Below are 23,328 nucleotides of genomic sequence, written 5' to 3'. Positions count from 1 at the left end.
TGGCCGGGCACCCGGCGGGGCGGTCAGCCGCCCCGCCGAGGCGGAGACCGCCCACGCGGAAGCCGCCGGCAGGGAAACCGCCGTCGGCGAAACGCGCCCCTTCCACCGGCGCGAACGGGCGTAAGCGACGCCCAACCGGGAAAGCCCTTCACGGGGGGTGCACAGGGGGCTTACGACACGCATCGTGCGCCGTCTGTGCGCCCTGTGTCGCCACAGAACCTTCCTTCGATAGGCTGTACCGAACCCGCCCGCCGCATATGCCGAGGTACCGCGCTGTCTCCGCGGTCGGCAAGCGGACGCGGTGCGGTCGCCCGTTCGGCAGGGAGCGGCGGCACCGGGGGATCCCGTCAGTCACCGAATGCCGAAGCGAACGTCATTCGACAACCACGCAGCTCAAGGAGAGTCATCGAGCGATGGCCGGTCCAGCGTTCCGCGCCGCCGCCGTCCGGGTGCGCGTCCCCGCCACCAGCGCCAACCTCGGCCCGGGCTTCGACGCCCTCGGCCTCGCGCTGGGCTTGTACGACGACGTGGTCGTCCGGGTGGCCGACTCCGGGCTGCACATCGACATCGCGGGTGAGGGCAGCGAGACGCTGCCGCGCGACGAGAAGCACCTCCTCGTCCGCTCCCTGCGCACCGCCTTCGACCTCCTCGGCGGACAGCCGCGCGGCCTGGAGATCGTCTGCGCCAACCGCATCCCGCACGGCCGCGGCCTCGGCTCCTCCTCCGCCGCCATCTGCGCCGGCATCGTCGCCGCGCGCGCCGTGACCATAGGCGGCGAGGCCCGCCTCGACGACGCCGCGGTACTCGACCTCGCCACCGAGATCGAGGGTCACCCCGACAATGTGGCGGCCTGTCTGCTGGGCGGCTTCACCCTCTCCTGGATGGAGGCCGGCGCCGCCCGGGCCATCAGGATGGAGCCCTCCGATTCCATCGTTCCGGTGGTTTTCGTGCCCGGAAAGCCGGTCCTGACGGAGACCGCGCGCGGCCTGCTCCCGCGCACCGTGCCGCACGTCGACGCCGCCGCCAACGCGGGCCGCGCCGCCCTGCTCGTCGAGGCCCTGACCAGGCGCCCCGAGCTGCTGCTGCCGGCCACCGAGGACCGCCTCCACCAGGAGTACCGCGCGCCCGCCATGCCGGAGAGCGCCGCGCTGGTGGAGCGGCTGCGCGGGGACGGGATCCCGGCGGTCATCTCCGGCGCCGGACCCACCGTGATGGCGCTGGCCGACGCCGGCACGGCCGACAAGGTCGAGGCGCTGGCGGGCACGGACTGGGCGGCCAACCGGCTGAGCCTGGACCAGCAGGGCGCCTGCGTCCTGCCGCTGGCGGCCTCCGGCGACATCTAGACGCGGACGGTTGCCGGATTTCGAGAGGGGGAATGTTTGTTGGATCCGGTAGTGTTAATCTCAAGTCTGCACCCGACCCCACCATGGCGAGGTGCCTCGTGTCCCCGTCCGGGACAGACATTCTTCCGGGAGCTCCCCAAGCCGCATTGTGTGCTCGACGTCGTACGTCATCAGTACGGCCGACACGGACACTGAGCGGCTTGCCGGGCACGCTTCGGAACCGGTGCGACCACACCGCGTGACACAGACACTGGGTGCCACGGCCAGGGGGAGCGCCATCACCAGATATTTCTTCCGCCGATTGGGCGGACCACCGCCCCGGCACGGTTCACACAGCAAGGACCGAAGCCGGACAGCACAACCGGTCGCCGAGCCAGACAGGCCGACGTCCGCTCCAGGGAAGGACCCTTCGTGAGCGACACCACCGATCTGATGGGCGCACGTGTCGAGGAGACCGCTGCCGCGCCCGCCACGGACGCCTCCGCGCCTGCCACCGGTGCCGGCTCCCGGCGGCGCCGCGGTACCGGCCTCGAGGGCATGGTGCTGGCCGAGCTTCAGCAGGTCGCATCAGGCCTCGGCATCAGGGGCACCGCGCGGATGCGCAAGAGCCAGCTGATCGAGGTCATCAAGGAAGCGCAGGCCGCGGGGGGCGCCCCCGCCAAGGCCGCGCCCGCCGCGGACGCCGCCGGCGAGACCAAGCCGAAGCGCCGCGCCACCTCCCGGACCCGTACGGGCGACGAGAGCGCCGCCGCCGAGAAGGCCCCGAAGGCCGGCAAGGCCGAGAAGAAGGCCGACAAGGCCGCCGCCGACCAGGCCGTGGCCCAGCAGCAGATCGACATTCCCGGCCAGCCGTCCCCGAAGGTCGCGGCCTCCGCCGACCAGTCGGGCGCCCCCGCCGACGACGCCCCCTCCGAGCGCCGCCGTCGCCGGGCCACCGCCGACGCCGGCAGCCCGGCCGCCGCCAACGACACGGCCCCGGCCGAGGTCAAGAGCGAGCCGAGGAACGACTCGTCCGCGCAGCAGTCGCAGCAGAACCAGGGCGACGGCCGCGGCGAAGCCGGTGACGGCGGCGAGGGCCGCCGCCGCGACCGCGACCGCGACCGTGGGCGTGACCGTGACCGCGGTCGTGACCGTGACCGCGACCGCCGCGGCAAGGGCGACGACCAGCAGCAGAACCAGGGCGGCGGTCAGCGCCAGCAGCAGGGCGGCGGACGCCAGGACCGCAACAACGGTCCGCAGGACGACGACGACTTCGACGGCGGCCGCCGTGGCCGTCGCGGCCGCTACCGGGACCGCCGGGGCCGTCGCGGGCGCGACGAGATCCAGCAGGAGCCGCAGATCAACGAGGACGACGTCCTCATCCCGGTCGCGGGCATCCTCGACATCCTCGACAACTACGCGTTCATCCGGACCTCCGGCTACCTGCCCGGTCCGAACGACGTGTACGTCTCCCTCGCCCAGGTCCGCAAGAACGGCCTGCGCAAGGGCGACCACCTCACCGGTGCGGTCCGCCAGCCGAAGGAGGGCGAGCGGCGCGAGAAGTTCAACGCGCTGGTCCGCCTGGACTCCGTCAACGGCATGGCGCCCGAACACGGCCGCGGACGGCCGGAGTTCAACAAGCTGACGCCGCTGTACCCGCAGGACCGCCTCCGCCTGGAGACGGACCCGGGCGTGCTGACGACCCGCATCATCGACCTCGTCTCGCCCATCGGCAAGGGCCAGCGCGGTCTGATCGTGGCCCCGCCGAAGACCGGCAAGACCATGATCATGCAGGCGGTCGCCAACGCGATCACCCACAACAACCCCGAGTGCCACCTGATGGTCGTCCTCGTCGACGAGCGTCCGGAAGAGGTCACCGACATGCAGCGGTCGGTGAAGGGCGAGGTCATCTCCTCGACCTTCGACCGCCCGGCCGAGGACCACACCACGGTCGCCGAGCTCGCCATCGAGCGCGCCAAGCGCCTGGTGGAGCTGGGTCACGACGTCGTCGTGCTGCTCGACTCGATCACGCGTCTGGGCCGTGCGTACAACCTCGCCGCCCCGGCCTCCGGCCGCATCCTGTCCGGTGGTGTCGACTCGACCGCCCTGTACCCGCCGAAGCGCTTCTTCGGTGCGGCCCGCAACATCGAGGACGGCGGCTCGCTGACCATCCTCGCCACCGCCCTGGTGGACACCGGGTCCCGCATGGACGAGGTGATCTTCGAGGAGTTCAAGGGCACCGGCAACATGGAGCTCAAGCTCGACCGGAAGCTCGCCGACAAGCGCATCTTCCCGGCGGTGGACGTGGACGCGTCCGGCACCCGCAAGGAAGAGATCCTGCTCGGCAGCGACGAGCTGGCCATCGTGTGGAAGCTGCGCCGGGTGCTGCACGCGCTCGACTCGCAGCAGGCGATCGAGCTGCTCCTCGACAAGATGAAGCAGACCAAGTCGAACGCCGAGTTCCTGCTCCAGATCCAGAAGACGACCCCGACGCCGGGCAACGGCGACTGACGCCTTCGCAGCACCACGGAGCCGCCCCCGTCACACCCGTGACGGGGGCGGCTCTGTGCGTTGTCTGTGAACAGGTGTACGATCACGCCCTCGCGAGTGTCCGGCGTCCGGGGGGACCTACGGACGCCACACGGCTCGCTTCCCGAATCTCTCATCTCCTGGGGGGACTTGAGTGCCTACATCCCTGCCCGCGTCCGCACGCCGCAGACGCGGGAAGCGTCTCGCGCTGCCCACGCTCGCCGCGGGCCTCGCCGGGCTCGTGGCGGCCACGCTGACGACGTCGTCCGCCACCGCCGCGCCCACCGCGCCGGACCCGACGGTCCGGCCCGCCCCGAGGACGGTGCCGCAGGCCGAGCTCCAGCGGCGCCTCGCGGGCGCCGTGGCCGGCGACGACAAGGCCGGCGACCACACCGGCCGCGCCCAGCGCAGTGACACCACCGGCGACGCCGCCTCGATCGACCCGAAGATCATCGGCGGCACGGGGACCACCATCTCCACCGCGCCGTGGATGGCCCAGCTCTGGTACTACGACGACCGCGGCACCGCGGGCGAGAGCGACGACATCGGCTTCTTCTGCGGCGGCGCCGTCGTCGCCCCGACGAAGATCCTCACCGCCGCGCACTGCGTCAAGGGCTACAACTGGAACGCCAACGGCGCCGTCGTCACCGGCACCGCGCAGCTGGCCACGAGCACCGACCTGCACGGCGGCACCCTGTCCGGCGTGTGGCGGCAGTGGAACCACCCGTCGTTCAACGCGGTGACCCTCGACAACGACATGGCCCTGCTGACCCTGCCGAACCCGGTCACGGCCAAGCCGATCCCCATGACCACGTCGGGCGACACGGCCTCCTACCAGGCCGGCACCAGCGCCAAGGTCTACGGCTGGGGCCGCACCAGCTCCACCTCCGACGCCATCTCCGACGTACTGAAGACGGCCACGCTGCCGGTCCAGTCGGACGGCACCTGCGCCGCCGCCTGGGGCGCCGACTACGTCAAGGGCCACATGGTCTGCGCCGGCACCCCCGCCACCGGGTCCGACGCGGGCACCGTCACGCCGTGCAACGGCGACTCCGGCGGCCCCCTGGTCGTCGGCGGCCGCATCGCCGGCGTCGTCTCCTGGGGCGTGGAGGACTGCGTCGCGAAGGGCGCGTACGGCGTCTTCTCCAAGGTCAGCACCTACGCCGGTGTCACCTACCCGCGGGTGGACGACACCGACATCAGCGGCGACGGCCGCGCCGACCTGTGGCTGCGCCAGGCGTCCAACAAGGTCGGCTACTCCCAGAACTCCAAGGGCACGTCCTTCGCCGCCCGCGAGGCCTGGGGCGACTGGAGCGGCGTCAACCTGGTCGTCCAGGCCGACCTCGACCGGGACGGCTACCAGGACCTCGTCAGCCGCGGCACCGACGGCAGCCTGGTCTGGTCGCACTACCAGCCCTCCAGCCAGTCCTGGGCGCACAAGACCCTCGCCACCGGCTGGAGCAGCCGCAAGCAGATCCTCGTGCCGGGCGACCTGACCGGGGACACCCTGGCCGACCTGCTGTCGCTGGACTCCGCGAACACCCTCCTGCTCTACCCGGGCCGCGGCAACGGCACCTTCGGCAGCCCGATCCGGGTGACCACCGGTTTCTCCGCCTACAACCAGCTCCGCGGACACGGCGACTTCACCGGTGACGGCAAGGCGGACCTGCTCGGCCGCGCCGGCAACGGCGACCTCTACCTGTACCCGGGCCGCGGGTCGGCCACCAGCGCCTTCTCGACCCGGATCAAGCTGCGGGCCTGGCCCGACGTCAAGACCGTCGTCTCGCCCGGCGACGTGACGGGCGACGGCAAGGCCGACGTCGTGGCCATCACGAAGTACGGCAACGCGTACCTGTACGCCGGTACCGGCAAGGCCGGAACCGCGATCTTCGCCACAGCCGTCAAGATCGGCAGCGGTTACGGCAGTTACGACATCGTCAGCTGAAACCGCAGGTGACCGCGGAATTCGCGGTCGATCCGGCGACTCTCTGTGCCCGGCGCGTCACGCGCCGGGCACAGTGCGTTGTGCAACCCTGTCCCGAGTTCCGCCGTCTGACGTACGGAGGGACGATGGTGAGGTACCGGTGGAAAACCGCCGGAGCCGCACCGACCCCGACCCTGAGAAGCAGGGGGTAGCCGACCGTACGAGAACCGAGGAGCACATGTCCGCCGAGAGCACGCCGGATCCCGCCATACCCGGCCCCGGAGAGTCCCGCGCCGACGGGCGCCGCCGGGGCAAGGGCCGCCGCCGCAAGCCCCGTGACAGACGGCGCAAGGCGCTGCTCGCCATGGCCTGGACCGCCGCGGGCATCGTGGTCCTGGGCGGCACCGGCGCCGGCGTCCTGTACTTCAAGCTCAACGGCAACCTCACGAGCGTCGACATCGACCAGGCCCTCGGCACCGACCGGCCCGAGAAGGCCGACGACGGCTCCGAGAACATCCTCGTCCTCGGCTCGGACACCCGCTCCGGCGGCAACAAGCAGCTCGGCGGCGGCACCGACGACGGCACCGCCCGCTCCGACACGGCGATGGTCGTGCACGTCTACAAGGGCCACAAGAAGGCCAGCGTGGTCTCCATCCCGCGCGACACCCTCATCGACCGGCCCGGGTGCACCGACACCGACGGCGGCGAGCACCCCGCCGAGACCGACGCCATGTTCAACTCCGCCTACTCCACCGGCGGCGCCGCCTGCGCCGTGAAGACCGTCGAATCGGTCAGCGGGCTGCGCATGGACCACTACCTGGAGGTCGACTTCAGCGGCTTCCAGCAGCTCATCGACGACCTCGGCGGCGTCCAGGTCACCACCACCGAGGACATCAAGGACCCCGACAGCCACCTCGACCTCAAGGCCGGCACCCACCGGCTCGACGGCGAGCAGTCCCTCGGCCTGGTCCGCACCCGGCACGGCGTCGGCGACGGCTCCGACCTGGGCCGCATCCAGCTCCAGCAGGCCTTCGTCAAGGCCCTGGTCCACCAGGTCAAGGACATCGGCCTGCTCGGCAACCCCAAGAAGCTGTACGACATCGCCGACACCGCCACCAAGACCGTCACCACCGACTCCGACCTGGGCTCGGTGAACTCCCTGATGTCCTTCGCGAGCGGCCTGAAGGGCATCGCCCCCGGCAGCATGCACATGGTCACCATGCCGGTGATCTACGACCCCGCCGACGGCAACCGGGTCCTCGTCGAGAAGGACAAGGCCCGGCAGGTGTGGGACGCCCTCAGGAACGACCGGCCGATCCCGGCGAGCGCGACCGAGGACACGGCCACCGGCGAGGCCAAGGACGTCGTCTCGGCGTCCTGAGACCCGCCGGCACCCCGAGGGGGACCGGCCGCCCCGGGGAATAGAACGCTCCGGCCCCCGGTTTTGGGAGATGCGGCCGGTCCTGGCAGACTGGTACGTCGGCCCCGGTTCACGCCCCCGCAATCCGCGGAAGCGACCCGGCGCCCTCCCGAACCTAGGAGACACCTTGAAGCGCGACATCCACCCCGAGTACGTCGAGACGCAGGTCAGCTGCACCTGTGGCGCGTCGTTCACCACCCGCAGCACCATCGACTCCGGCACCATCCGGGCCGAGGTCTGCTCCGAGTGCCACCCGTTCTACACGGGCAAGCAGAAGATCCTCGACACCGGTGGCCGCGTGGCCCGCTTCGAGGCCCGCTTCGGCAAGGCTGCCGCCGGCTCCAAGAAGTAGCGAGCCCCAATCGCCGGTCCACGGCCGCGACCCCAGCCGGGGGAGCGCCGGGACCGGCGTTTTTGGTCGCCCGCCTTCCCCTTCACCGCAGTAGCAGGAGCCCAAGATGTTCGAGGCCGTCGAGGAACTCGTCGCCGAGCACGCCGACCTGGAGAAGAAGCTCGCCGACCCGTCGGTCCACTCCGACCAGGCCAACGCGCGCAAGCTGAACAAGCGTTACGCCGAGCTCACCCCGATCGTCGCCACGTTCCGCTCCTGGAAGCAGACCGGCGACGACATCGAGACCGCGCGCGAACTGGCCGCCGACGACCCGGACTTCGCTGCCGAGGTCAAGGAGCTGGACAAGCAGCGCGACGAGCTCACCGAGAAGCTGCGCCTGCTGCTCGTCCCGCGCGACCCCAGCGACGACAAGGACGTCATCCTGGAGATCAAGGCCGGCGCGGGCGGCGACGAGTCGGCGCTGTTCGCCGGCGACCTGCTGCGCATGTACCTGCGGTACGCCGAGCGGGTCGGCTGGAAGACCGAGATCATCGACGCCACCGAGTCCGAGCTGGGCGGCTACAAGGACGTCCAGGTCGCCGTGAAGACCAAGGGCGGCCAGGGCGCCACCGAGCCCGGCCAGGGCGTCTGGGCCCGCCTCAAGTACGAGGGCGGCGTGCACCGCGTGCAGCGCGTGCCCGCGACCGAGTCCCAGGGGCGCATCCACACCTCCGCGGCCGGCGTGCTCGTCACGCCCGAGGCCGAGGAGATCGACGTCGAGATCAACCCGAACGACCTGCGCATCGACGTCTACCGGTCCTCCGGGCCCGGCGGTCAGTCCGTCAACACCACCGACTCCGCCGTGCGCATCACGCACATTCCCACCGGAGTCGTCGCCTCCTGCCAGAACGAGAAGAGCCAGCTCCAGAACAAGGAGCAGGCGATGCGTATCCTGCGCTCCAGGCTGCTCGCGGCGGCGCAGGAGGAGGCGGAGAGGGAGGCCGCGGACGCCCGGCGCAGCCAGGTCCGCACCGTCGACCGCTCCGAGAAGATCCGCACGTACAACTTCCCGGAGAACCGCATCTCGGACCACCGCGTCGGCTTCAAGGCGTACAACCTGGACCAGGTCCTGGACGGCGACCTCGACTCGGTGATCCAGGCCTGCGTCGACGCGGACTCGGCGGCCAAGCTCGCCGCCGCGTAAGCCCCGTAGCCGCACCGGTACGGCCCGTACCGGACGAACAGCTCAGCCCCGGAGGACCAGCGTGAACCTGCTGCTCGCGGAGGTGGCCCAGGCCACCCAGCGGCTGGCCGACGCCGGCGTGCCCTCGCCGCGCACCGACGCGGAGGAACTCGCCGCGTATCTGCACGGCGTCAAGCGGGGCGAGCTGCACACCGTGCCCGACGCGGACTTCGACGCCCGGTACTGGGAGGTCGTCGCCCGCCGCGAGGCGCGCGAGCCGCTCCAGCACATCACCGGCCGCGCCTACTTCCGCTACCTGGAGCTCCAGGTCGGCCCCGGCGTCTTCGTGCCCCGTCCCGAGACCGAGTCGGTCGTCGGCTGGGCGATAGACGCGGTGCGCGCCATGGACGTCGTCGAGCCCTGCATCGTCGACCTGTGCACGGGCTCCGGCGCCATCGCGCTCGCGCTCGCCCAGGAGGTGCCGCGCTCGCGCGTGTACGCCGTGGAGCTGTCCGAGGACGCCCTCGTGTGGACGCGGAAGAACATGGAGGGGTCCAGGGTCGAACTGCGCCAGGGCGACGCCCTGACCGCCTTCCCGGACCTCGACGGCCAGGTCGACCTGGTGGTCTCCAACCCGCCGTACATCCCGCTCACCGAGTGGGAGTACGTCGCCCCCGAGGCCCGCGACCACGATCCCCAGATGGCGCTGTTCTCCGGCGAGGACGGGCTCGACCTGATCCGCGGCCTGGAGCGCACCGCGCACCGCCTGCTGCGCCCCGGCGGGGTCGTCGTCGTCGAGCACGCCGACACCCAGGGCGGCCAGGTGCCGTGGATCTTCACCGAGGAGCGGGGCTGGGCCGACGCGGCCGACCACCCCGACCTCAACAAGCGCCCCCGCTTCGCGACCGCCCGCAAGGCGCTGCCGTGACCGTCCCCCTGACTTCGACCCCGCAGTACGTGTACGAGGAGGCCCGCTAAATGGCTCGGCGATACGACACCAACGACGCGACCGACCGTGTGACCGGTCTGCGCGAGGCCGCGTCCGCCGTCCGCCGTGGCGAGCTCGTGGTGCTGCCCACGGACACGGTGTACGGCATCGGCGCCGACGCGTTCTCGTCGGAGGCCGTCGGTGACCTGCTGGAGGCCAAGGGCCGCGGCCGCAACATGCCGAGCCCCGTCCTCATCGGCTCCCCGAACACCCTGCACGGCCTGGTCACCGACTTCTCCGAGAAGGCCTGGGAGCTGGTCGACGCCTTCTGGCCGGGCGCGCTGACCCTCGTCGCCAAGCACCAGCCCTCACTCCAGTGGGACCTCGGCGAGACCCGCGGCACGGTCGCCGTGCGGATGCCGCTGCACCCCGTCGCCATCGAGCTGCTCACCGAGTTCGGCCCCATGGCCGTCTCCTCCGCCAACCTGACCGGCCACCCGGCGCCGGAGGACTGCGACGCCGCGCAGCAGATGCTCGGCGACTCCGTCTCCGTCTACCTCGACGGCGGCCCCACCCCCGGCAACGTCCCGTCGTCCATCGTCGACGTCACCCGCGAGGTGCCGGTCCTGCTGCGCGCCGGCGCGCTGTCGGCGCAGGAACTGCGCAAGGTGGTACCCGACCTCGAGGTGGCGAATTGACGGCCCCTGGGACGGGGCGTGGCATAGGCAACGGGGAACGCGCCGCGGAGATCACGACGACGTTCGTCGGACTCCCGCGCGACAGCTTCCGCATCCTCCACGTCAGCACCGGCAACGTGTGCCGCTCGCCCATCACCGAGCGGCTGACCCGGCATTTCGTGACGGAGCGGCTGGGCGTCCTGGGCGGCGGCCTCGTCGTGGAGAGCGCGGGCACCTGGGGCCACGAGGGCGCGCCCATGGAGGCGAACGCGGAGACGGTCCTCGCGGAGTTCGGCGCGGACGCGGCCGGCTTCACCGGGCGCGAACTGCTCGACGAGCACGTGATCCGCGCCGACCTGGTGCTCACGGCGACCCGTGACCACCGCGCGCAGGTCATCTCCATGGGCCACTCGGCGGGCCTGCGCACCTTCACGCTCAAGGAGTTCACCCGCCTGGTGAACGCCATCGACCCCGCGACCCTGCCGTCCCTGGACGAGGGCGTGGTCACCCGCGCACGGGCCCTGGTCCGCGCCGCGGCGGCTCTACGCGGGTGGCTCCTGGCCCCGACGGCCGAGGCGGACGAGGTGTACGACCCGTACGGGGCGCCGCTGACGTTCTTCCGGTCGATCGGCGACGAGATACACCAGGCGCTGGACCCGGTGGTCACGGCGCTGACGGGGGTCGCGGCCCGGGCCTGAGCGAGGCGCCCGTCGCGGGGCAACTCGGGCGCCCGGGGCTTTCCGGGCCTACATTGGTCGTACGTCACCGTCGACGCATGCCCGGAGCGCACCATGTCGGTCACCCACGCCCTCGCGGCCGATGACAGCGGGCTCGACGTCCTGCTGCGGCAGGACCCCGAGCTGGCCGAGATCCTGCTCGCCGAACGCCGCCGGCAGTCGACGACGCTCCAGCTGATCGCCGCCGAGAACTTCACGTCGCCGGCCGTGCTGGCCGCCCTCGGCTCCCCGCTCGCCAACAAGTACGCCGAGGGCTACCCGGGCGCCCGGCACCACGGCGGCTGCGAGATCGCCGACGTCGCCGAACGCCTCGCCGTCGAACGGGCCCGGGACCTCTTCGGCGCCGAGCACGCCAACGTGCAGTCCCACTCCGGCTCCTCCGCCGTGCTCGCCGCCTACGCCGCGCTGCTGCGCCCCGGCGACACCGTCCTCGCGCTCGGCCTGCCCTACGGCGGTCACCTCACGCACGGCTCGCCCGCCAACTTCTCCGGCCGCTGGTTCGACTTCGTCGGCTACGGCGTCGACGCGGAGACGGGGCTCGTCGACCACGACCAGGTGCGCACCCTGGCCCGCGCCCGCCGCCCCAAGGCGATCGTGTGCGGCTCGATCGCCTACCCGCGCCACCCGGACTACGCCTTCTTCCGCGACGTCGCCGACGAGGCCGGCGCCTATCTGATCGCGGACGCCGCGCACCCGATGGGCCTGGTGGCCGGGGGAGCGGCGCCCAGCCCGGTGCCGTACGCCGACATCGTCTGCGCCACCACGCACAAGGTGCTGCGCGGACCGCGCGGCGGCATGATCCTCTGCGGGAGCGAACTCGCGGAGCGGGTCGACCGGGCCGTGTTCCCGTTCACGCAGGGCGGCGCGCAGATGCACACCATCGCCGCGAAGGCCGTCGCCTTCGGCGAGGCGCGGACCCCGGCCTTCGCCGCGTACGCCCGTCAGGTGGTCGCCAACGCCCGCACCCTCGCCGCCCACCTGGCCGCCGAGGGCTTCGTCGTCACCACCGGCGGCACCGACACCCACCTGATCACCGTCGACCCCGCCCCGCTCGGCGTCGACGGCAGGACGGCACGGGGGCTGCTGGCGGCGGCCGGGATCGTCCTGGACTGCTGCGCGCTGCCGCACGCCGACGCCCGCGGCCTGCGCCTGGGCACCGCGGCGGTGACCACGCAGGGCATGGGCGAGCGGGAGATGCGGACGGTGGCGACGCTGCTCGCGGGGGTGCTGCGGGGCGCCACGGACCCCGCCGCGGCGCGGGCCGCCGCCCGGGACCTGGCCGCGGAATTTCCGCCCTATCCCGGGTGAGGCGGGGTAGGGGCACACGTGTGCACAGCCACTCGTGCAACCATCGTCGCTACCCGGAAGTCCTCACACATATGCGCGCATCGCTAGGGTGTGGGGCTGGGAATGGCCAGCGAGACCTGTGGGGAAGCCCGTGCGTGAATACCTGCTGACGCTCTGCGTCACGGCCGCGGTGACGTATCTGCTGACAGGGCCGGTACGGAAGTTCGCGATCGTGGCGGGAGCGATGCCGGAGATCCGGGCGCGTGACGTGCACCGGGAACCCACTCCGCGGCTCGGCGGGATCGCGATGTTCTTCGGTCTCTGCGCGGGCCTGCTGGTCGCCGACCACCTCACCAACCTCAACGAGGTCTTCGAGAAGTCCAACGAACCACGGGCCCTGCTCTCCGGAGCCGCCCTGATCTGGCTGATCGGCGTCCTGGACGACAAGTTCGAGATCGACGCCCTGATCAAGCTGGGCGGCCAGATGATCGCCGCCGGCGTGATGGTGGTGCAGGGCCTCACCATCCTGTGGATCCCGGTGCCGGGCGTGGGGACCGTGGCCCTGACCCAGTGGCAGGGCACGCTGCTCACCGTCGCCCTGGTCGTGATCACCATCAACGCGGTCAACTTCGTGGACGGCCTCGACGGGCTGGCCTCCGGCATGGTGTGCATCGCGGCGGCCGCGTTCTTCATGTACGCCTACCGGATCTGGTACTCGTACGGCATCGAGGCGGCCGCCCCGGCCACGCTGTTCGCCGCCATCCTCATGGGCATGTGCCTGGGCTTCCTGCCGCACAACATGCACCCCGCCCGGATCTTCATGGGCGACTCCGGGTCGATGCTGATCGGCCTCATCCTCGCGGCCGGCGCGATCTCGGTCACCGGGCAGGTCGACCCGGACGTGATGAAGCTGTTCTCCGGCTCCGAGCGCAACACCGTGCACCAGATGGTGCCGGTCTACATCCCGCTGCTGATGCCGCTGACCATCATCGCCATTCCGGCCGCCGACCTGATCCTCGCGATCGTGCGGCGCACCTGGCGCGGCCAGTCGCCCTTCGCCGCGGACCGGGGGCACCTGCACCACCGGCTGCTGGAGGTCGGGCACTCCCACAGCCGCGCGGTGCTGATCATGTACTTCTGGTCGGCCCTGATCGCCTTCGGTGCGCTCGCCTACTCCGTCAACTCCGCGTCGATGTGGATCGTGCTGAGCGTCGTCTTCCTCAGCGCGGTCGGGCTGGTGCTGCTCCTGCTGCCCCGCTTCACCCCCCGCGCCCCGCGCTGGGCCGAGCACTTCGTGCCGCCGCGCTACCGGCGTCGCCGCAAGGCGGCCGCCGAGGCGCCGGCCGCCGCCGACGAGGCGGAGGACCGCGTCCCGGTCGCCGCGGGCGTCTCCGGCGTCAACGGCGCGACCGCCGTGGGCCCCCGCTCGGGCACAAGGTAAGAATCTGACGAGAGCATTGCCAACTCGTGGGGGAGCAAAGCTCCGCAATACCAGACAATTCGGTGCGGTAATTGCACAGACGCGCGCTGTCACTCTCATGTGTGACAGCAAGCACACCCACAGGTAAAGACCTCATCAAATAGTTTGTGATACGGTTCACGAGAACCCCCGGGTAGAGCCTAAGGACCGTAGTGCGACGGTCTCTTGGCCGTCAGGACTCCGTTCGGCCCGGGACTACGCTCGTCCATGACGACACACTGCCCCCTGTGAAAAGCGGAGTTGCCGCCATGCCGTCCAATGACGTCCGGATCTTGCTTCAGGCTGCCGTGCCCACGGCTGCCGTCGGCGCTGTTGCCGCCGTCGTCAGCGCCGTGTTCGCCGGCGGCAAGGGGGCGGTCGGAGCAGTCGTCGCGACCGTGGTGGCGATGCTCTTCATGGGGCTCGGTCTCTACGTCCTACAGCGCACCGCCAAATCGCTTCCGCACCTTTTCCAGGCGATGGGCCTGATGCTCTACGCGGCACAGATCCTGCTGCTGTTCGTCTTCCTCGCCGTCTTCAAGAACACGACGTTGTTCAATCCCCGGTCCTTCGCGATCACCTTGGTCGCCGTCACGCTGGCTTGGATTGCGGCGCAGACGCGGGCCCACATGAAGGCCAAGATTCTCTACGTCGAGCCCGAATCGACGGGTAAGAAGCCCGAAACGACGGGCCACTCGTCGTGAGGGGTAGGGCCGGGATAAAGAGGCATCTGAACTCCTGCTATCGTCCGGTGCCAACTGCGGCATCGCGGGCGCGGGCATCCCAGCTGACGCCTGTTCAATCGCGAGGCGAGATGCCCCACAGCCGCCCCCATATCCGTAACACCAGTCCCGTGCCGAACAGCGGCCCCGCGCCGCGCCGACACAACGAGGTTGCCGTATCCATGCGCCACGCTGAAGGAGCCCGCGGTGAGTGCTGACCCGACGCAGGTGCTCGCCTTCGAGACCGACTGCCACATCTTCGACGGCTGTGGCTTCCCGGCTCCCGGCCTGCACTCGTTCCTATTCGAGCCCCTCTGGGGCGACGCGGACAGCAACCTGTACTTCAACAAGCCGATGCTGCTGGCCCTGCTCGGCTCGCTCGTCATCGTCGGCTTCTTCTGGGCCGCCTTCCGCAAGCCCAAGGTGGTGCCGGGCAAGCTACAGATGGTCGCCGAGACCGGTTACGACTTCATCCGCCGTGGCGTCGTCTACGAGACCATCGGCAAGAAGGAAGGAGAGAAGTACGTTCCGCTGATCGTCTCCCTCTTCTTCTTCATCTGGATGATGAACCTCTGGTCGATCGTCCCGGTCGCCCAGTTCCCGGTGACCTCGATCATCGCCTACCCGGCGGTCCTCGCGGCCGTCGTCTACATCCTGTGGGTCTCGCTGACGTTCAAGCGGCACGGCTTCGTCGGCTTCTTCAAGAACGTCACGGGTTACGACAAGTCCCTCGGCGCGGTGCTGCCGCTGGCCATGCTCATCGAGTTCTTCTCGAACCTGCTGGTGCGGCCCTTCACGCACGCCGTGCGTCTCTTCGCGAACATGTTCGCGGGCCACACCCTGCTGCTGCTCTTCACGATCGCCAGCTGGTACCTGCTGAACGGCATCGGCATCGCCTATGCGGGCGTCAGCTTCGTCATGACGATCGTCATGACGGCCTTCGAACTTTTCATCCAGGCCCTTCAGGCGTACGTCTTCGTGCTCCTCACGTGCACGTACATTCAGGGCGCGCTCGCCGAGCACCACTGAGCGCACCCCGCACCACCACCCCCTGATCGTCCGGTGGCCAACCCCCACCGGTCCGTAAAGAAAAGGAAGAACTGGCATGTCCCAGACCCTTGCCGCTGTTTCCGGCTCGCTCGGCTCCATCGGTTACGGCCTCGCTGCCATCGGCCCCGGCGTCGGCGTCGGCATCATCTTCGGTAACGGCACGCAGGCCCTGGCCCGTCAGCCCGAGGCGGCCGGCCTGATCCGCGCCAACCAGATCCTGGGCTTCGCGTTCTGTGAGGCGCTCGCCCTGATCGGTCTGGTCATGCCGTTCGTCTACGGCAAGTGATCGCGGATCAACTTCCCGCCGACTAGACGAAAGGCAAACCCATGAGCCCGATGCTCCAGATCGCGGCCGAGGAGATGGAGAATCCCCTCGTCCCGCCGATCCCCGAGCTCGTCATCGGCCTGATCGCCTTCGTCATCGTCTTCGGCTTCCTCGCCTGGAAGCTCCTCCCGAACATCAACAAGGTTCTGGAAGAGCGTCGCGAGGCCATCGAGGGCGGTATCGAGAAGGCCGAGGCCGCGCAGACCGAGGCCCAGAGCGTCCTTGAGCAGTACAAGGCCCAGCTCGCCGAGGCCCGGCACGAGGCCGCGCGCCTGCGCCAGGAGGCGCAGGAGCAGGGCGCCACGCTCATCGCCGAGATGCGCGCGGAAGGCCAGCGGCAGCGTGAGGAGATCATCGCCGCCGGTCACGCCCAGATCCAGGCCGACCGCAAGGCCGCCGCGTCCGCGCTGCGCCAGGACGTCGGACAGCTGGCCACTCAGCTGGCCGGCAAGCTCGTCGGCGAGTCCCTGGAGGACCACGCCCGTCAGAGTCGCGTCATCGACCGCTTCCTGGACGAGCTGGACGACAAGGCGACGAAGGCAGAGGCGACCCGATGAACGGAGCGAGCCGCGAGGCCCTGGCTGCCGCACGCGAGCGTCTCGACGCGCTGACGGACTCCACGTCCGTGGACGCCGGCTCGCTCGCCGACGAGCTGGCCGCCGTCACCGCGCTGCTCCACCGCGAGGTGTCGCTGCGTCGGGTCCTGACCGACCCGGCGCAGGCCGGCGAGGCCAAGGCCGAACTCGCCCAGCGTCTCCTGGGCACCCAGATCAGCGGCCCCGCCGCCGACCTGGTGTCCGGCATGGTGCGCTCCCGCTGGTCGCAGTCCCGCGACCTGGTGGACGCGCTGGAGGAGCTGGCGAACACCGCCGACCTCACCGCCGCGCAGAAGCGTGGCCGGCTCGACAACGTCGAGGACGAGCTGTTCCGGTTCGGCCGGATCGTCTCCTCGAACACCGAGCTGCGGGCCGCGCTGACCAACCGGTCGGCCACCACCTCGGCCAAGGGCGAGCTGCTGCGCAGCCTGCTCGGCGGCCGGGCGGAGCGGACCACGGAGCGTCTGGTGACGCGCCTTGTGACCGCGCCGCGGGGACGTAGCCTGGAGTCGGGACTCGAATCCCTGTCCAAGCTCGCCGCCGACCGGCGAGACCGGATGGTCGCCGTCGTCACCTCGGCGGTGCCGCTGAGCGACACGCAGAAGCAGCGCCTCGGCGCCGCCCTCGCGAAGGTCTACGGCCGTCCGATGCACCTCAACCTCGACGTGGACCCCGAGGTCCTCGGCGGGATCCGGGTGCAGGTCGGTGACGAGGTCATCAACGGCTCCATCGCGGACCGCCTGGAGGACGCCGGCCGCCGACTGGCGAGCTGACGGCCCCGCTGCGGAAGCAGCACGCGACAACAGCACAGCAAGCAGTAGCAGTACGTACTTACGACGGCCCTGGTTGGGCCGTGCAGAGGATTCACCTCTTACTGGGGGGAGTCCCGACTCGTGGAATACCCCCCAAGTGAAACTTCGGGCCCAACAAGGAGAGCAGGGAACTCAGATGGCGGAGCTCACGATCCGGCCGGAGGAGATCCGGGACGCACTGGAGAACTTCGTCCAGTCGTACAAGCCGGACGCGGCCTCGCGCGAGGAGGTCGGTACGGTCACCCTTGCCGGCGACGGCATCGCGAAGGTCGAGGGCCTGCCCTCGGCCATGGCCAACGAACTGCTGAAGTTCGAGGACGGCACCCTCGGCCTCGCCCTCAACCTCGAGGAGCGCGAGATCGGTTGCGTCGTCCTCGGTGAGTTCAGCGGCATCGAGGAGGGGCAGCCGGTCTCGCGTACCGGTGAGGTCCTCTCCGTGGCCGTCGGCGAGGGCTACCTCGGCCGCGTCGTCGACCCCCTCGGCAACGCGATCGACGGCCTCGGCGAGATCGAGACCTCGGGCCGCCGCGCCCTCGAGCTGCAGGCCCCCACGGTCATGCAGCGCAAGTCGGTGCACGAGCCGATGGAGACGGGCTACAAGGCCGTCGACGCCATGACCCCGATCGGCCGCGGTCAGCGTCAGCTGATCATCGGCGACCGCCAGACCGGCAAGACCGCCCTGGCCGTCGACACGATCATCAACCAGCGCGACAACTGGCGCACCGGCGACCCGAACAAGCAGGTCCGCTGCATCTACGTCGCCATCGGCCAGAAGGGCTCCACCATCGCGTCGGTCCGCCGCGCGCTGGAGGAGAACGGCGCGCTGGAGTACACGACCATCGTGGCCGCCCCGGCGTCCGACCCGGCCGGCTACAAGTACCTGGCGCCGTACACCGGCTCGGCCATCGGCCAGCAGTGGATGTACGAGGGCAAGCACGTCCTGATCATCTTCGACGACCTGTCGAAGCAGGCCGACGCCTACCGCGCCGTGTCGCTGCTGCTGCGCCGCCCGCCGGGCCGCGAGGCCTACCCGGGTGACGTCTTCTACCTGCACTCCCGTCTGCTGGAGCGCTGCGCCAAGCTCTCCGACGCCGAGGGCGCCGGTTCGATGACGGGTCTGCCGATCGTCGAGACCAAGGCCAACGACGTCTCGGCGTTCATCCCGACCAACGTCATCTCCATCACCGACGGCCAGTGCTTCCTGGAGTCCGACCTGTTCAACGCCGGCCAGCGTCCGGCCCTGAACGTCGGTATCTCGGTCTCCCGCGTCGGTGGCTCCGCCCAGCACAAGGCCATGAAGCAGGTCTCCGGCCGACTGCGCGTCGACCTCGCCCAGTTCCGTGAGCTGGAGGCGTTCGCCGCCTTCGGTTCCGACCTGGACGCCGCGTCGAAGTCGCAGCTGGAGCGCGGTCAGCGCATGGTCGAGCTGCTGAAGCAGGACCAGTACCAGCCGATGGCCACCGAGGACCAGGTCGTCTCCGTCTGGGCCGGCACCACCGGCAAGATGGACGAGGTGCCCGTCGCCGACATCCGCCGCTTCGAGAAGGAGCTCCTCGAGTACCTGCACCGCCAGGAGCAGGGCCTCATGACCTCCATCCGCGAGGGCGGCAAGATGTCCGACGACACCCTCCAGGCCATCGCCGAGGCGATCACGTCGTTCAAGAAGCAGTTCGAGACCTCGGACGGCAAGCTGCTCGGCGAGGACGCCCCGTCCACCGCCAAGTGACGTAAGGAAGGGACCTGACTCATGGGAGCCCAGCTCCGGGTCTACAAGCGTCGCATCCGATCCGTCACCGCGACCAAGAAGATCACCAAGGCGATGGAGATGATCGCCGCCTCGCGCGTCGTCAAGGCGCAGCGCAAGGTGGCGGCCTCCACGCCGTACGCGCAGGAACTGACCCGCGCGGTCACGGCGGTCGGCACCGGGTCGAACACGAAGCACCCGCTGACCACGGAGGCGGACAACCCGACCCGTGCCGCGGTGCTGCTCCTCACGAGCGACCGCGGTCTGGCCGGCGCCTTCAACTCCAACGCCATCAAGGCGGCGGAGCAGCTCACCGAGCGTCTTGAGCGCGACGGCAAGCAGGTCGACACGTACATCGTCGGCCGGCGCGGTCTCGCCCACTACAACTTCCGTGAGCGCAAGGTCGCGGAGTCGTTCACGGGCTTCACCGACGAGCCGACGTACGCGGACGCCAAGAAGGTCGCGGCGCCGCTGATCGAGACGATCGAGAAGGCGACGGACGAGGGCGGCGTGGACGAGCTCCACATCGTCTACACCGAGTTCGTCTCGATGATGACGCAGACGGCGGTCGACTCCCGGCTGCTTCCGCTGCGCCTCGAAGAGGTCGCGCAGGAGTCGGCGGCGAAGGACGAGATCCTCCCGCTGTACGACTTCGAGCCGTCGGCGGAGGACGTCCTCGACGCCCTGCTGCCGCGCTACGTCGAGAGCCGCATCTACAACGCGCTGCTTCAGTCGGCCGCTTCCAAGCACGCCGCCACGCGACGCGCGATGAAGTCGGCCACCGACAACGCGGGCGAGCTGATCAACACGCTCTCCCGTCTTGCCAACGCGGCCCGCCAGGCCGAAATCACCCAGGAAATCAGCGAGATCGTCGGTGGCGCCAGTGCCCTGGCCGACGCGAACGCGGGGAGTGACAACTAATGACCACCACTGTTGAGACCGCGACGGCCACGGGCCGCGTCGCCCGGGTCATCGGCCCGGTCGTCGACGTGGAGTTCCCCGTCGACGCGATGCCGGACATCTACAACGCGCTGCACGTCGAGGTCGCCGACCCGGCCAAGGCCGGCGAGCTGAAGACGCTGACCCTGGAGGTCGCGCAGCACCTCGGTGACGGCCTGGTCCGCACCATCTCCATGCAGCCCACCGACGGTCTGGTCCGCCAGGCCGCGGTGACCGACACGGGTTCGGCCATCTCCGTCCCCGTCGGCGACTTCACCAAGGGCAAGGTGTTCAACACCCTCGGCGAGGTGCTGAACGTCGACGAGCAGTACGACGGTGAGCGCTGGCCGATCCACCGCAAGGCGCCCAACTTCGACGAGCTCGAGTCGAAGACCGAGATGTTCGAGACCGGCGTCAAGGTCATCGACCTGCTGACCCCGTACGTCAAGGGCGGCAAGATCGGTCTGTTCGGCGGTGCCGGCGTCGGCAAGACGGTGCTCATCCAGGAGATGATCTACCGCGTCGCCAACAACCACGACGGTGTCTCCGTGTTCGCCGGTGTCGGTGAGCGCACCCGTGAGGGCAACGACCTCATCGACGAGATGAGCGAGTCCGGCGTCATCGACAAGACCGCGCTGGTCTTCGGTCAGATGGACGAGCCGCCGGGCACCCGTCTGCGCGTCGCGCTGGCCGGCCTGACCATGGCCGAGTACTTCCGTGACGTCCAGAAGCAGGACGTGCTGTTCTTCATCGACAACATCTTCCGCTTCACCCAGGCGGGTTCCGAGGTGTCGACCCTGCTCGGCCGCATGCCCTCCGCGGTGGGCTACCAGCCGAACCTGGCCGACGAGATGGGTCTCCTCCAGGAGCGCATCACCTCGACCCGTGGTCACTCGATCACCTCGATGCAGGCGATCTACGTCCCCGCGGACGACCTGACCGACCCGGCCCCGGCCACCACCTTCGCCCACCTCGACGCGACGACGGTTCTGTCCCGTCCGATCTCCGAGAAGGGCATCTACCCGGCCGTGGACCCGCTGGACTCGACGTCCCGCATCCTCGACCCGCGGTACATCGCGGCGGACCACTACCAGGCCGCGATGCGCGTGAAGAACATCCTCCAGAAGTACAAGGACCTCCAGGACATCATCGCGATCCTCGGTATCGACGAGCTCGGCGAGGAGGACAAGCTCGTCGTCCACCGTGCCCGTCGCGTGGAGCGCTTCCTGTCCCAGAACACCCACGTCGCCAAGCAGTTCACCGGCGTCGACGGGTCGGACGTCCCGCTGGACGAGTCGATCGCGGCCTTCAACGCGATCTGCGACGGCGAGTACGACCACTTCCCGGAGCAGGCGTTCTTCATGTGCGGTGGCATCGAGGACCTGAAGAGCAACGCCAAGGAGCTCGGCGTCTCCTGAGCCTCGTGCTCATCGTGGGCCTCGCGGCTCACACCGGAGGGGGCGGGCACGTCCCGCCCCCTCCGGCACGCCCCTTAGACTTGTAACCAACACCCGGCTCTCCCGCCGGGTGGTGACCCGAGGAGCCACCTTGGCTGCTGAGCTGTACGTCGCGTTGGTCGCGGCCGACCGAGAGGTCTGGTCCGGCGAGGCCACCCTGGTCGTCGCGCGCACCACGTCCGGCGACATCGGCGTCATGCCCGGTCACCAGCCGCTGCTCGGTGTGCTGGAGTCGGGCCCGGTGACCATCCGTACGAGTGATGGTGGGACGGTCGTCGCCGCGGTGCACGGCGGTTTCGTCTCGTTCGCCGACAACAAGCTGTCGCTGCTGGCCGAGATCGCCGAGCTGTCGGACGAGATCGATGTCCAGCGCGCGGAGCGGGAGCTCGAGCGCGCGAAGGCGGAGGGCGACGCCCACGCCGAGCGTCGCGCGGACGTGCGACTGCGCGCGGCGGCGGGACGCTGATCCACAGCACTGTGCGATAGCGTCGTGCCTTGACGTCACTCAGCCGCGGCTGGGACCGGAGCGATCCGGACCCGGCCGCGGCTGAGGCAGATCAGGGTGATTTTTCCGTTCCGTTACCTAGGAGACGAGGAGGTCGGTGCCGATGGTCCTCGCTCTGACCGTGTGCGGAATTGTCGTCGCCCTGGTGGTGGTCGGACTGTTCGTCTTCGGTCTGCGCCGCAGGCTGATCCAGCGTTCCGGCGGCACCTTCGACTGTTCCCTGCGCTGGGACGCACCCGAGGAGGGCGACGGCGGCGGCAAGGGCTGGGCCTACGGTGTGGCCCGCTACAACGGGGACCGGGTCGAGTGGTACCGCGTCTTCTCGTACTCCCCCCGCCCGCGCCGCGTCCTGGAGCGCTCCGCGATCGAGGTGGCCGGCCGCCGGCTGCCCGACGGCGAGGAGGAGCTGGCGCTGCTGTCCGACGCCGTGATCCTCGCGTGTGTGCACCGCGGCGACCGGCTCGAACTGGCGATGAGCGAAGACGCGCTGACCGGATTCCTCGCGTGGCTGGAAGCAGCCCCGCCCGGTCAGCGCGTCAACGTCGCTTAGTGCTGTCTGTTACTTCAGGCCGCTGTCGATGGCGCTCACCAGCTCGCCGTTGGCGGTGTCTCCGCTGAACTCCCAGAAGAAGGCGCCGCCGAGGCCCTGGTTCTCGGCCCAGTCCATCTTGGACTTCACGGTCGCCGGGGTGTCGTAGGACCACCAGTTGGTGCCGCAGTGCGCGTACGCGGTGCCCGCGATCGTGCCGGTGGCCGGGCAGCTGTTCTTCAGGACCTTGTAGTCCTCGATGCCCGCCTCGTACGTACCGGCCGCCGGGCCGGTCGCGGTGCCGCCGGGGGCCGCCTGGGTGACGCCGGTCCAGCCGCGGCCGTAGAAGCCGATGCCGAGCAGCAGCTTGGTGGCCGGCACGCCCGTCGCCTTGAACTTCGCGATCGCCTCGGCGGAGTTGAAGCCCTGCTGCGGGATGCCGGCGTACGAGGTCAGCGGCGAGTGCGGAGCGGTCGGGCCGTCCTTCGCCCAGGCGCCGAAGAAGTCGTACGTCATCACGTTGTACCAGTTGATGTACTGCGCGGCCGTGCCGTAGTCGGCGGCCTCGATCTTGCCGCCGGTGGAGGCGTCGGCGGTGACGGCCGCGGTGACCAGGTCGTTGCCGAACTCGGTGCGCATCGCCTTCATCATGGAGCTGAAGGCGGTCTTGGTGCTGGTCGTGTCGCAGCTCAGGCCGCAGGCGTTCGGGTACTCCCAGTCCAGGTCGATGCCGTCGAAGACGTCGGCCCAGCGCGGGTCCTCGACCAGGTCGTGGCAGGACTTCGCGAAGGCGGCCGGGTTCTTGACCGCGTCGGGGAAGCCGCCGGACCAGGTCCAGCCGCCGAAGGACCA

At 70.1% G+C, this 23,328-nt stretch carries 22 protein-coding genes; 21 read left to right on the top strand and 1 reads right to left on the bottom strand.

Annotated features, from left to right (window positions below; translation table 11 throughout):
* The first annotated feature begins 413 nt into the window (after window positions 1-413).
* The 21 genes from thrB to GTW67_RS35310 all read left to right on the top strand — a co-directional run bounded on the left by thrB (window position 414) and on the right by GTW67_RS35310 (window position 22,497).
* Window positions 414-1,343, top strand: a complete 930-nt coding sequence (gene thrB / locus GTW67_RS35410; RefSeq protein WP_161168810.1) for a homoserine kinase — start codon at window positions 414-416, stop codon at window positions 1,341-1,343.
* A gap of 411 nt (window positions 1,344-1,754) precedes the next feature.
* Window positions 1,755-3,833, top strand: coding sequence for a transcription termination factor Rho (rho, locus tag GTW67_RS35405; RefSeq protein WP_161168809.1), 2,079 nt, complete (start codon window positions 1,755-1,757; stop codon window positions 3,831-3,833).
* Window positions 3,834-4,005: 172 nt separating this feature from the next.
* Window positions 4,006-5,796, top strand: coding sequence for a trypsin-like serine protease (locus tag GTW67_RS35400; protein WP_346010821.1), 1,791 nt, complete (start codon window positions 4,006-4,008; stop codon window positions 5,794-5,796).
* Between the two features lie 217 nt (window positions 5,797-6,013).
* Entirely contained in the window at window positions 6,014-7,156 is a 1,143-nt protein-coding gene (locus GTW67_RS35395) for an LCP family protein (RefSeq protein WP_161168808.1), read from the top strand.
* A gap of 166 nt (window positions 7,157-7,322) precedes the next feature.
* Window positions 7,323-7,547, top strand: coding sequence for a 50S ribosomal protein L31 (gene rpmE, locus GTW67_RS35390; RefSeq protein WP_018571447.1), 225 nt, complete (start codon window positions 7,323-7,325; stop codon window positions 7,545-7,547).
* Between the two features lie 106 nt (window positions 7,548-7,653).
* Window positions 7,654-8,730 carry a peptide chain release factor 1 gene (prfA, locus tag GTW67_RS35385; RefSeq protein WP_161168807.1) on the top strand — a complete coding sequence of 359 codons (1,077 nt, stop codon included), beginning with the start codon at window positions 7,654-7,656 and terminating at the stop codon, window positions 8,728-8,730.
* 61 nt (window positions 8,731-8,791) lie between these two features.
* Window positions 8,792-9,637: a peptide chain release factor N(5)-glutamine methyltransferase gene (prmC, locus tag GTW67_RS35380; protein ID WP_161168806.1), complete on the top strand. Its 846-nt coding sequence runs from the start codon at window positions 8,792-8,794 to the stop codon at window positions 9,635-9,637.
* 50 nt (window positions 9,638-9,687) lie between these two features.
* Window positions 9,688-10,335, top strand: coding sequence for an L-threonylcarbamoyladenylate synthase (locus GTW67_RS35375; RefSeq protein WP_161168805.1), 648 nt, complete (start codon window positions 9,688-9,690; stop codon window positions 10,333-10,335).
* On the top strand, window positions 10,332-11,012 hold the full coding sequence (locus GTW67_RS35370; RefSeq protein ID WP_161168804.1) for an arsenate reductase/protein-tyrosine-phosphatase family protein: 681 nt from the start codon (window positions 10,332-10,334) through the stop codon (window positions 11,010-11,012). The genes GTW67_RS35375 and GTW67_RS35370 overlap by 4 nt, the downstream gene beginning before the upstream one ends.
* 93 nt (window positions 11,013-11,105) lie before the next feature.
* On the top strand, window positions 11,106-12,359 hold the full coding sequence (glyA, locus tag GTW67_RS35365; RefSeq protein WP_161168803.1) for a serine hydroxymethyltransferase: 1,254 nt from the start codon (window positions 11,106-11,108) through the stop codon (window positions 12,357-12,359).
* A gap of 130 nt (window positions 12,360-12,489) precedes the next feature.
* Window positions 12,490-13,779: an MraY family glycosyltransferase gene (locus tag GTW67_RS35360; protein ID WP_161168802.1), complete on the top strand. Its 1,290-nt coding sequence runs from the start codon at window positions 12,490-12,492 to the stop codon at window positions 13,777-13,779.
* Window positions 13,780-14,066: 287 nt separating this feature from the next.
* Window positions 14,067-14,501: a Cg1360 family ATP-synthase-associated protein gene (locus tag GTW67_RS35355; RefSeq protein WP_161168801.1), complete on the top strand. Its 435-nt coding sequence runs from the start codon at window positions 14,067-14,069 to the stop codon at window positions 14,499-14,501.
* A gap of 225 nt (window positions 14,502-14,726) precedes the next feature.
* A complete protein-coding gene (gene atpB, locus GTW67_RS35350; protein WP_161168800.1) occupies window positions 14,727-15,548 on the top strand; it encodes a F0F1 ATP synthase subunit A in 822 nt (273 codons plus the stop codon).
* A 76-nt stretch (window positions 15,549-15,624) separates the two neighbouring features.
* On the top strand, window positions 15,625-15,855 hold the full coding sequence (gene atpE / locus GTW67_RS35345) for an ATP synthase F0 subunit C (protein ID WP_024884520.1): 231 nt from the start codon (window positions 15,625-15,627) through the stop codon (window positions 15,853-15,855).
* 41 nt (window positions 15,856-15,896) lie between these two features.
* Window positions 15,897-16,451: a F0F1 ATP synthase subunit B gene (locus GTW67_RS35340; RefSeq protein WP_102929168.1), complete on the top strand. Its 555-nt coding sequence runs from the start codon at window positions 15,897-15,899 to the stop codon at window positions 16,449-16,451.
* Entirely contained in the window at window positions 16,448-17,263 is an 816-nt protein-coding gene (locus GTW67_RS35335) for a F0F1 ATP synthase subunit delta (protein ID WP_161168799.1), read from the top strand. Before GTW67_RS35340 ends, GTW67_RS35335 begins: the two co-directional genes overlap by 4 nt.
* Before the next feature lie 175 nt (window positions 17,264-17,438).
* Window positions 17,439-19,028 carry a F0F1 ATP synthase subunit alpha gene (gene atpA, locus GTW67_RS35330; RefSeq protein WP_161168798.1) on the top strand — a complete coding sequence of 530 codons (1,590 nt, stop codon included), beginning with the start codon at window positions 17,439-17,441 and terminating at the stop codon, window positions 19,026-19,028.
* A gap of 21 nt (window positions 19,029-19,049) precedes the next feature.
* Entirely contained in the window at window positions 19,050-19,967 is a 918-nt protein-coding gene (locus tag GTW67_RS35325) for a F0F1 ATP synthase subunit gamma (protein WP_161168797.1), read from the top strand.
* Complete coding sequence (gene atpD, locus GTW67_RS35320; protein WP_161168796.1) at window positions 19,967-21,403, top strand: F0F1 ATP synthase subunit beta; 1,437 nt, start codon at window positions 19,967-19,969, stop codon at window positions 21,401-21,403. The genes GTW67_RS35325 and atpD overlap by 1 nt, the downstream gene beginning before the upstream one ends.
* Window positions 21,404-21,533: 130 nt before the next feature.
* Window positions 21,534-21,908 carry a F0F1 ATP synthase subunit epsilon gene (locus GTW67_RS35315; protein WP_161168795.1) on the top strand — a complete coding sequence of 125 codons (375 nt, stop codon included), beginning with the start codon at window positions 21,534-21,536 and terminating at the stop codon, window positions 21,906-21,908.
* 142 nt (window positions 21,909-22,050) lie between these two features.
* Complete coding sequence (locus tag GTW67_RS35310) at window positions 22,051-22,497, top strand: DUF2550 domain-containing protein (protein WP_161168794.1); 447 nt, start codon at window positions 22,051-22,053, stop codon at window positions 22,495-22,497.
* 9 nt (window positions 22,498-22,506) lie between these two features.
* Here GTW67_RS35310 and GTW67_RS35305 read toward each other — a convergent pair.
* Window positions 22,507-23,328: glycoside hydrolase family 18 protein (locus GTW67_RS35305; RefSeq protein WP_237519182.1), on the bottom strand; the 822-nt coding region annotated here is incomplete at its 5' end.

This window comes from Streptomyces sp. SID5910, from assembly GCF_009862125.1.
Classification (GTDB): domain Bacteria; phylum Actinomycetota; class Actinomycetes; order Streptomycetales; family Streptomycetaceae; genus Streptomyces.
Note: the sequence above shows the minus strand (reverse complement) of the source record. Positions and strands in the feature narration are given on the sequence as shown.

Coding starts and splice junctions, on each gene's coding strand:
- glyA (WP_161168803.1), top strand. CDS start 11,106: ATGTCGGTCACCCACGCCCTCGCGGCCGATGACAGCGGGCTCGACGTC.
- atpA (WP_161168798.1), top strand. CDS start 17,439: ATGGCGGAGCTCACGATCCGGCCGGAGGAGATCCGGGACGCACTGGAG.
- atpD (WP_161168796.1), top strand. CDS start 19,967: ATGACCACCACTGTTGAGACCGCGACGGCCACGGGCCGCGTCGCCCGG.
- GTW67_RS35355 (WP_161168801.1), top strand. CDS start 14,067: ATGCCGTCCAATGACGTCCGGATCTTGCTTCAGGCTGCCGTGCCCACG.
- GTW67_RS35395 (WP_161168808.1), top strand. CDS start 6,014: ATGTCCGCCGAGAGCACGCCGGATCCCGCCATACCCGGCCCCGGAGAG.
- prfA (WP_161168807.1), top strand. CDS start 7,654: ATGTTCGAGGCCGTCGAGGAACTCGTCGCCGAGCACGCCGACCTGGAG.
- GTW67_RS35375 (WP_161168805.1), top strand. CDS start 9,688: ATGGCTCGGCGATACGACACCAACGACGCGACCGACCGTGTGACCGGT.
- GTW67_RS35335 (WP_161168799.1), top strand. CDS start 16,448: ATGAACGGAGCGAGCCGCGAGGCCCTGGCTGCCGCACGCGAGCGTCTC.
- GTW67_RS35325 (WP_161168797.1), top strand. CDS start 19,050: ATGGGAGCCCAGCTCCGGGTCTACAAGCGTCGCATCCGATCCGTCACC.
- GTW67_RS35340 (WP_102929168.1), top strand. CDS start 15,897: ATGAGCCCGATGCTCCAGATCGCGGCCGAGGAGATGGAGAATCCCCTC.
- atpE (WP_024884520.1), top strand. CDS start 15,625: ATGTCCCAGACCCTTGCCGCTGTTTCCGGCTCGCTCGGCTCCATCGGT.
- GTW67_RS35310 (WP_161168794.1), top strand. CDS start 22,051: ATGGTCCTCGCTCTGACCGTGTGCGGAATTGTCGTCGCCCTGGTGGTG.
- thrB (WP_161168810.1), top strand. CDS start 414: ATGGCCGGTCCAGCGTTCCGCGCCGCCGCCGTCCGGGTGCGCGTCCCC.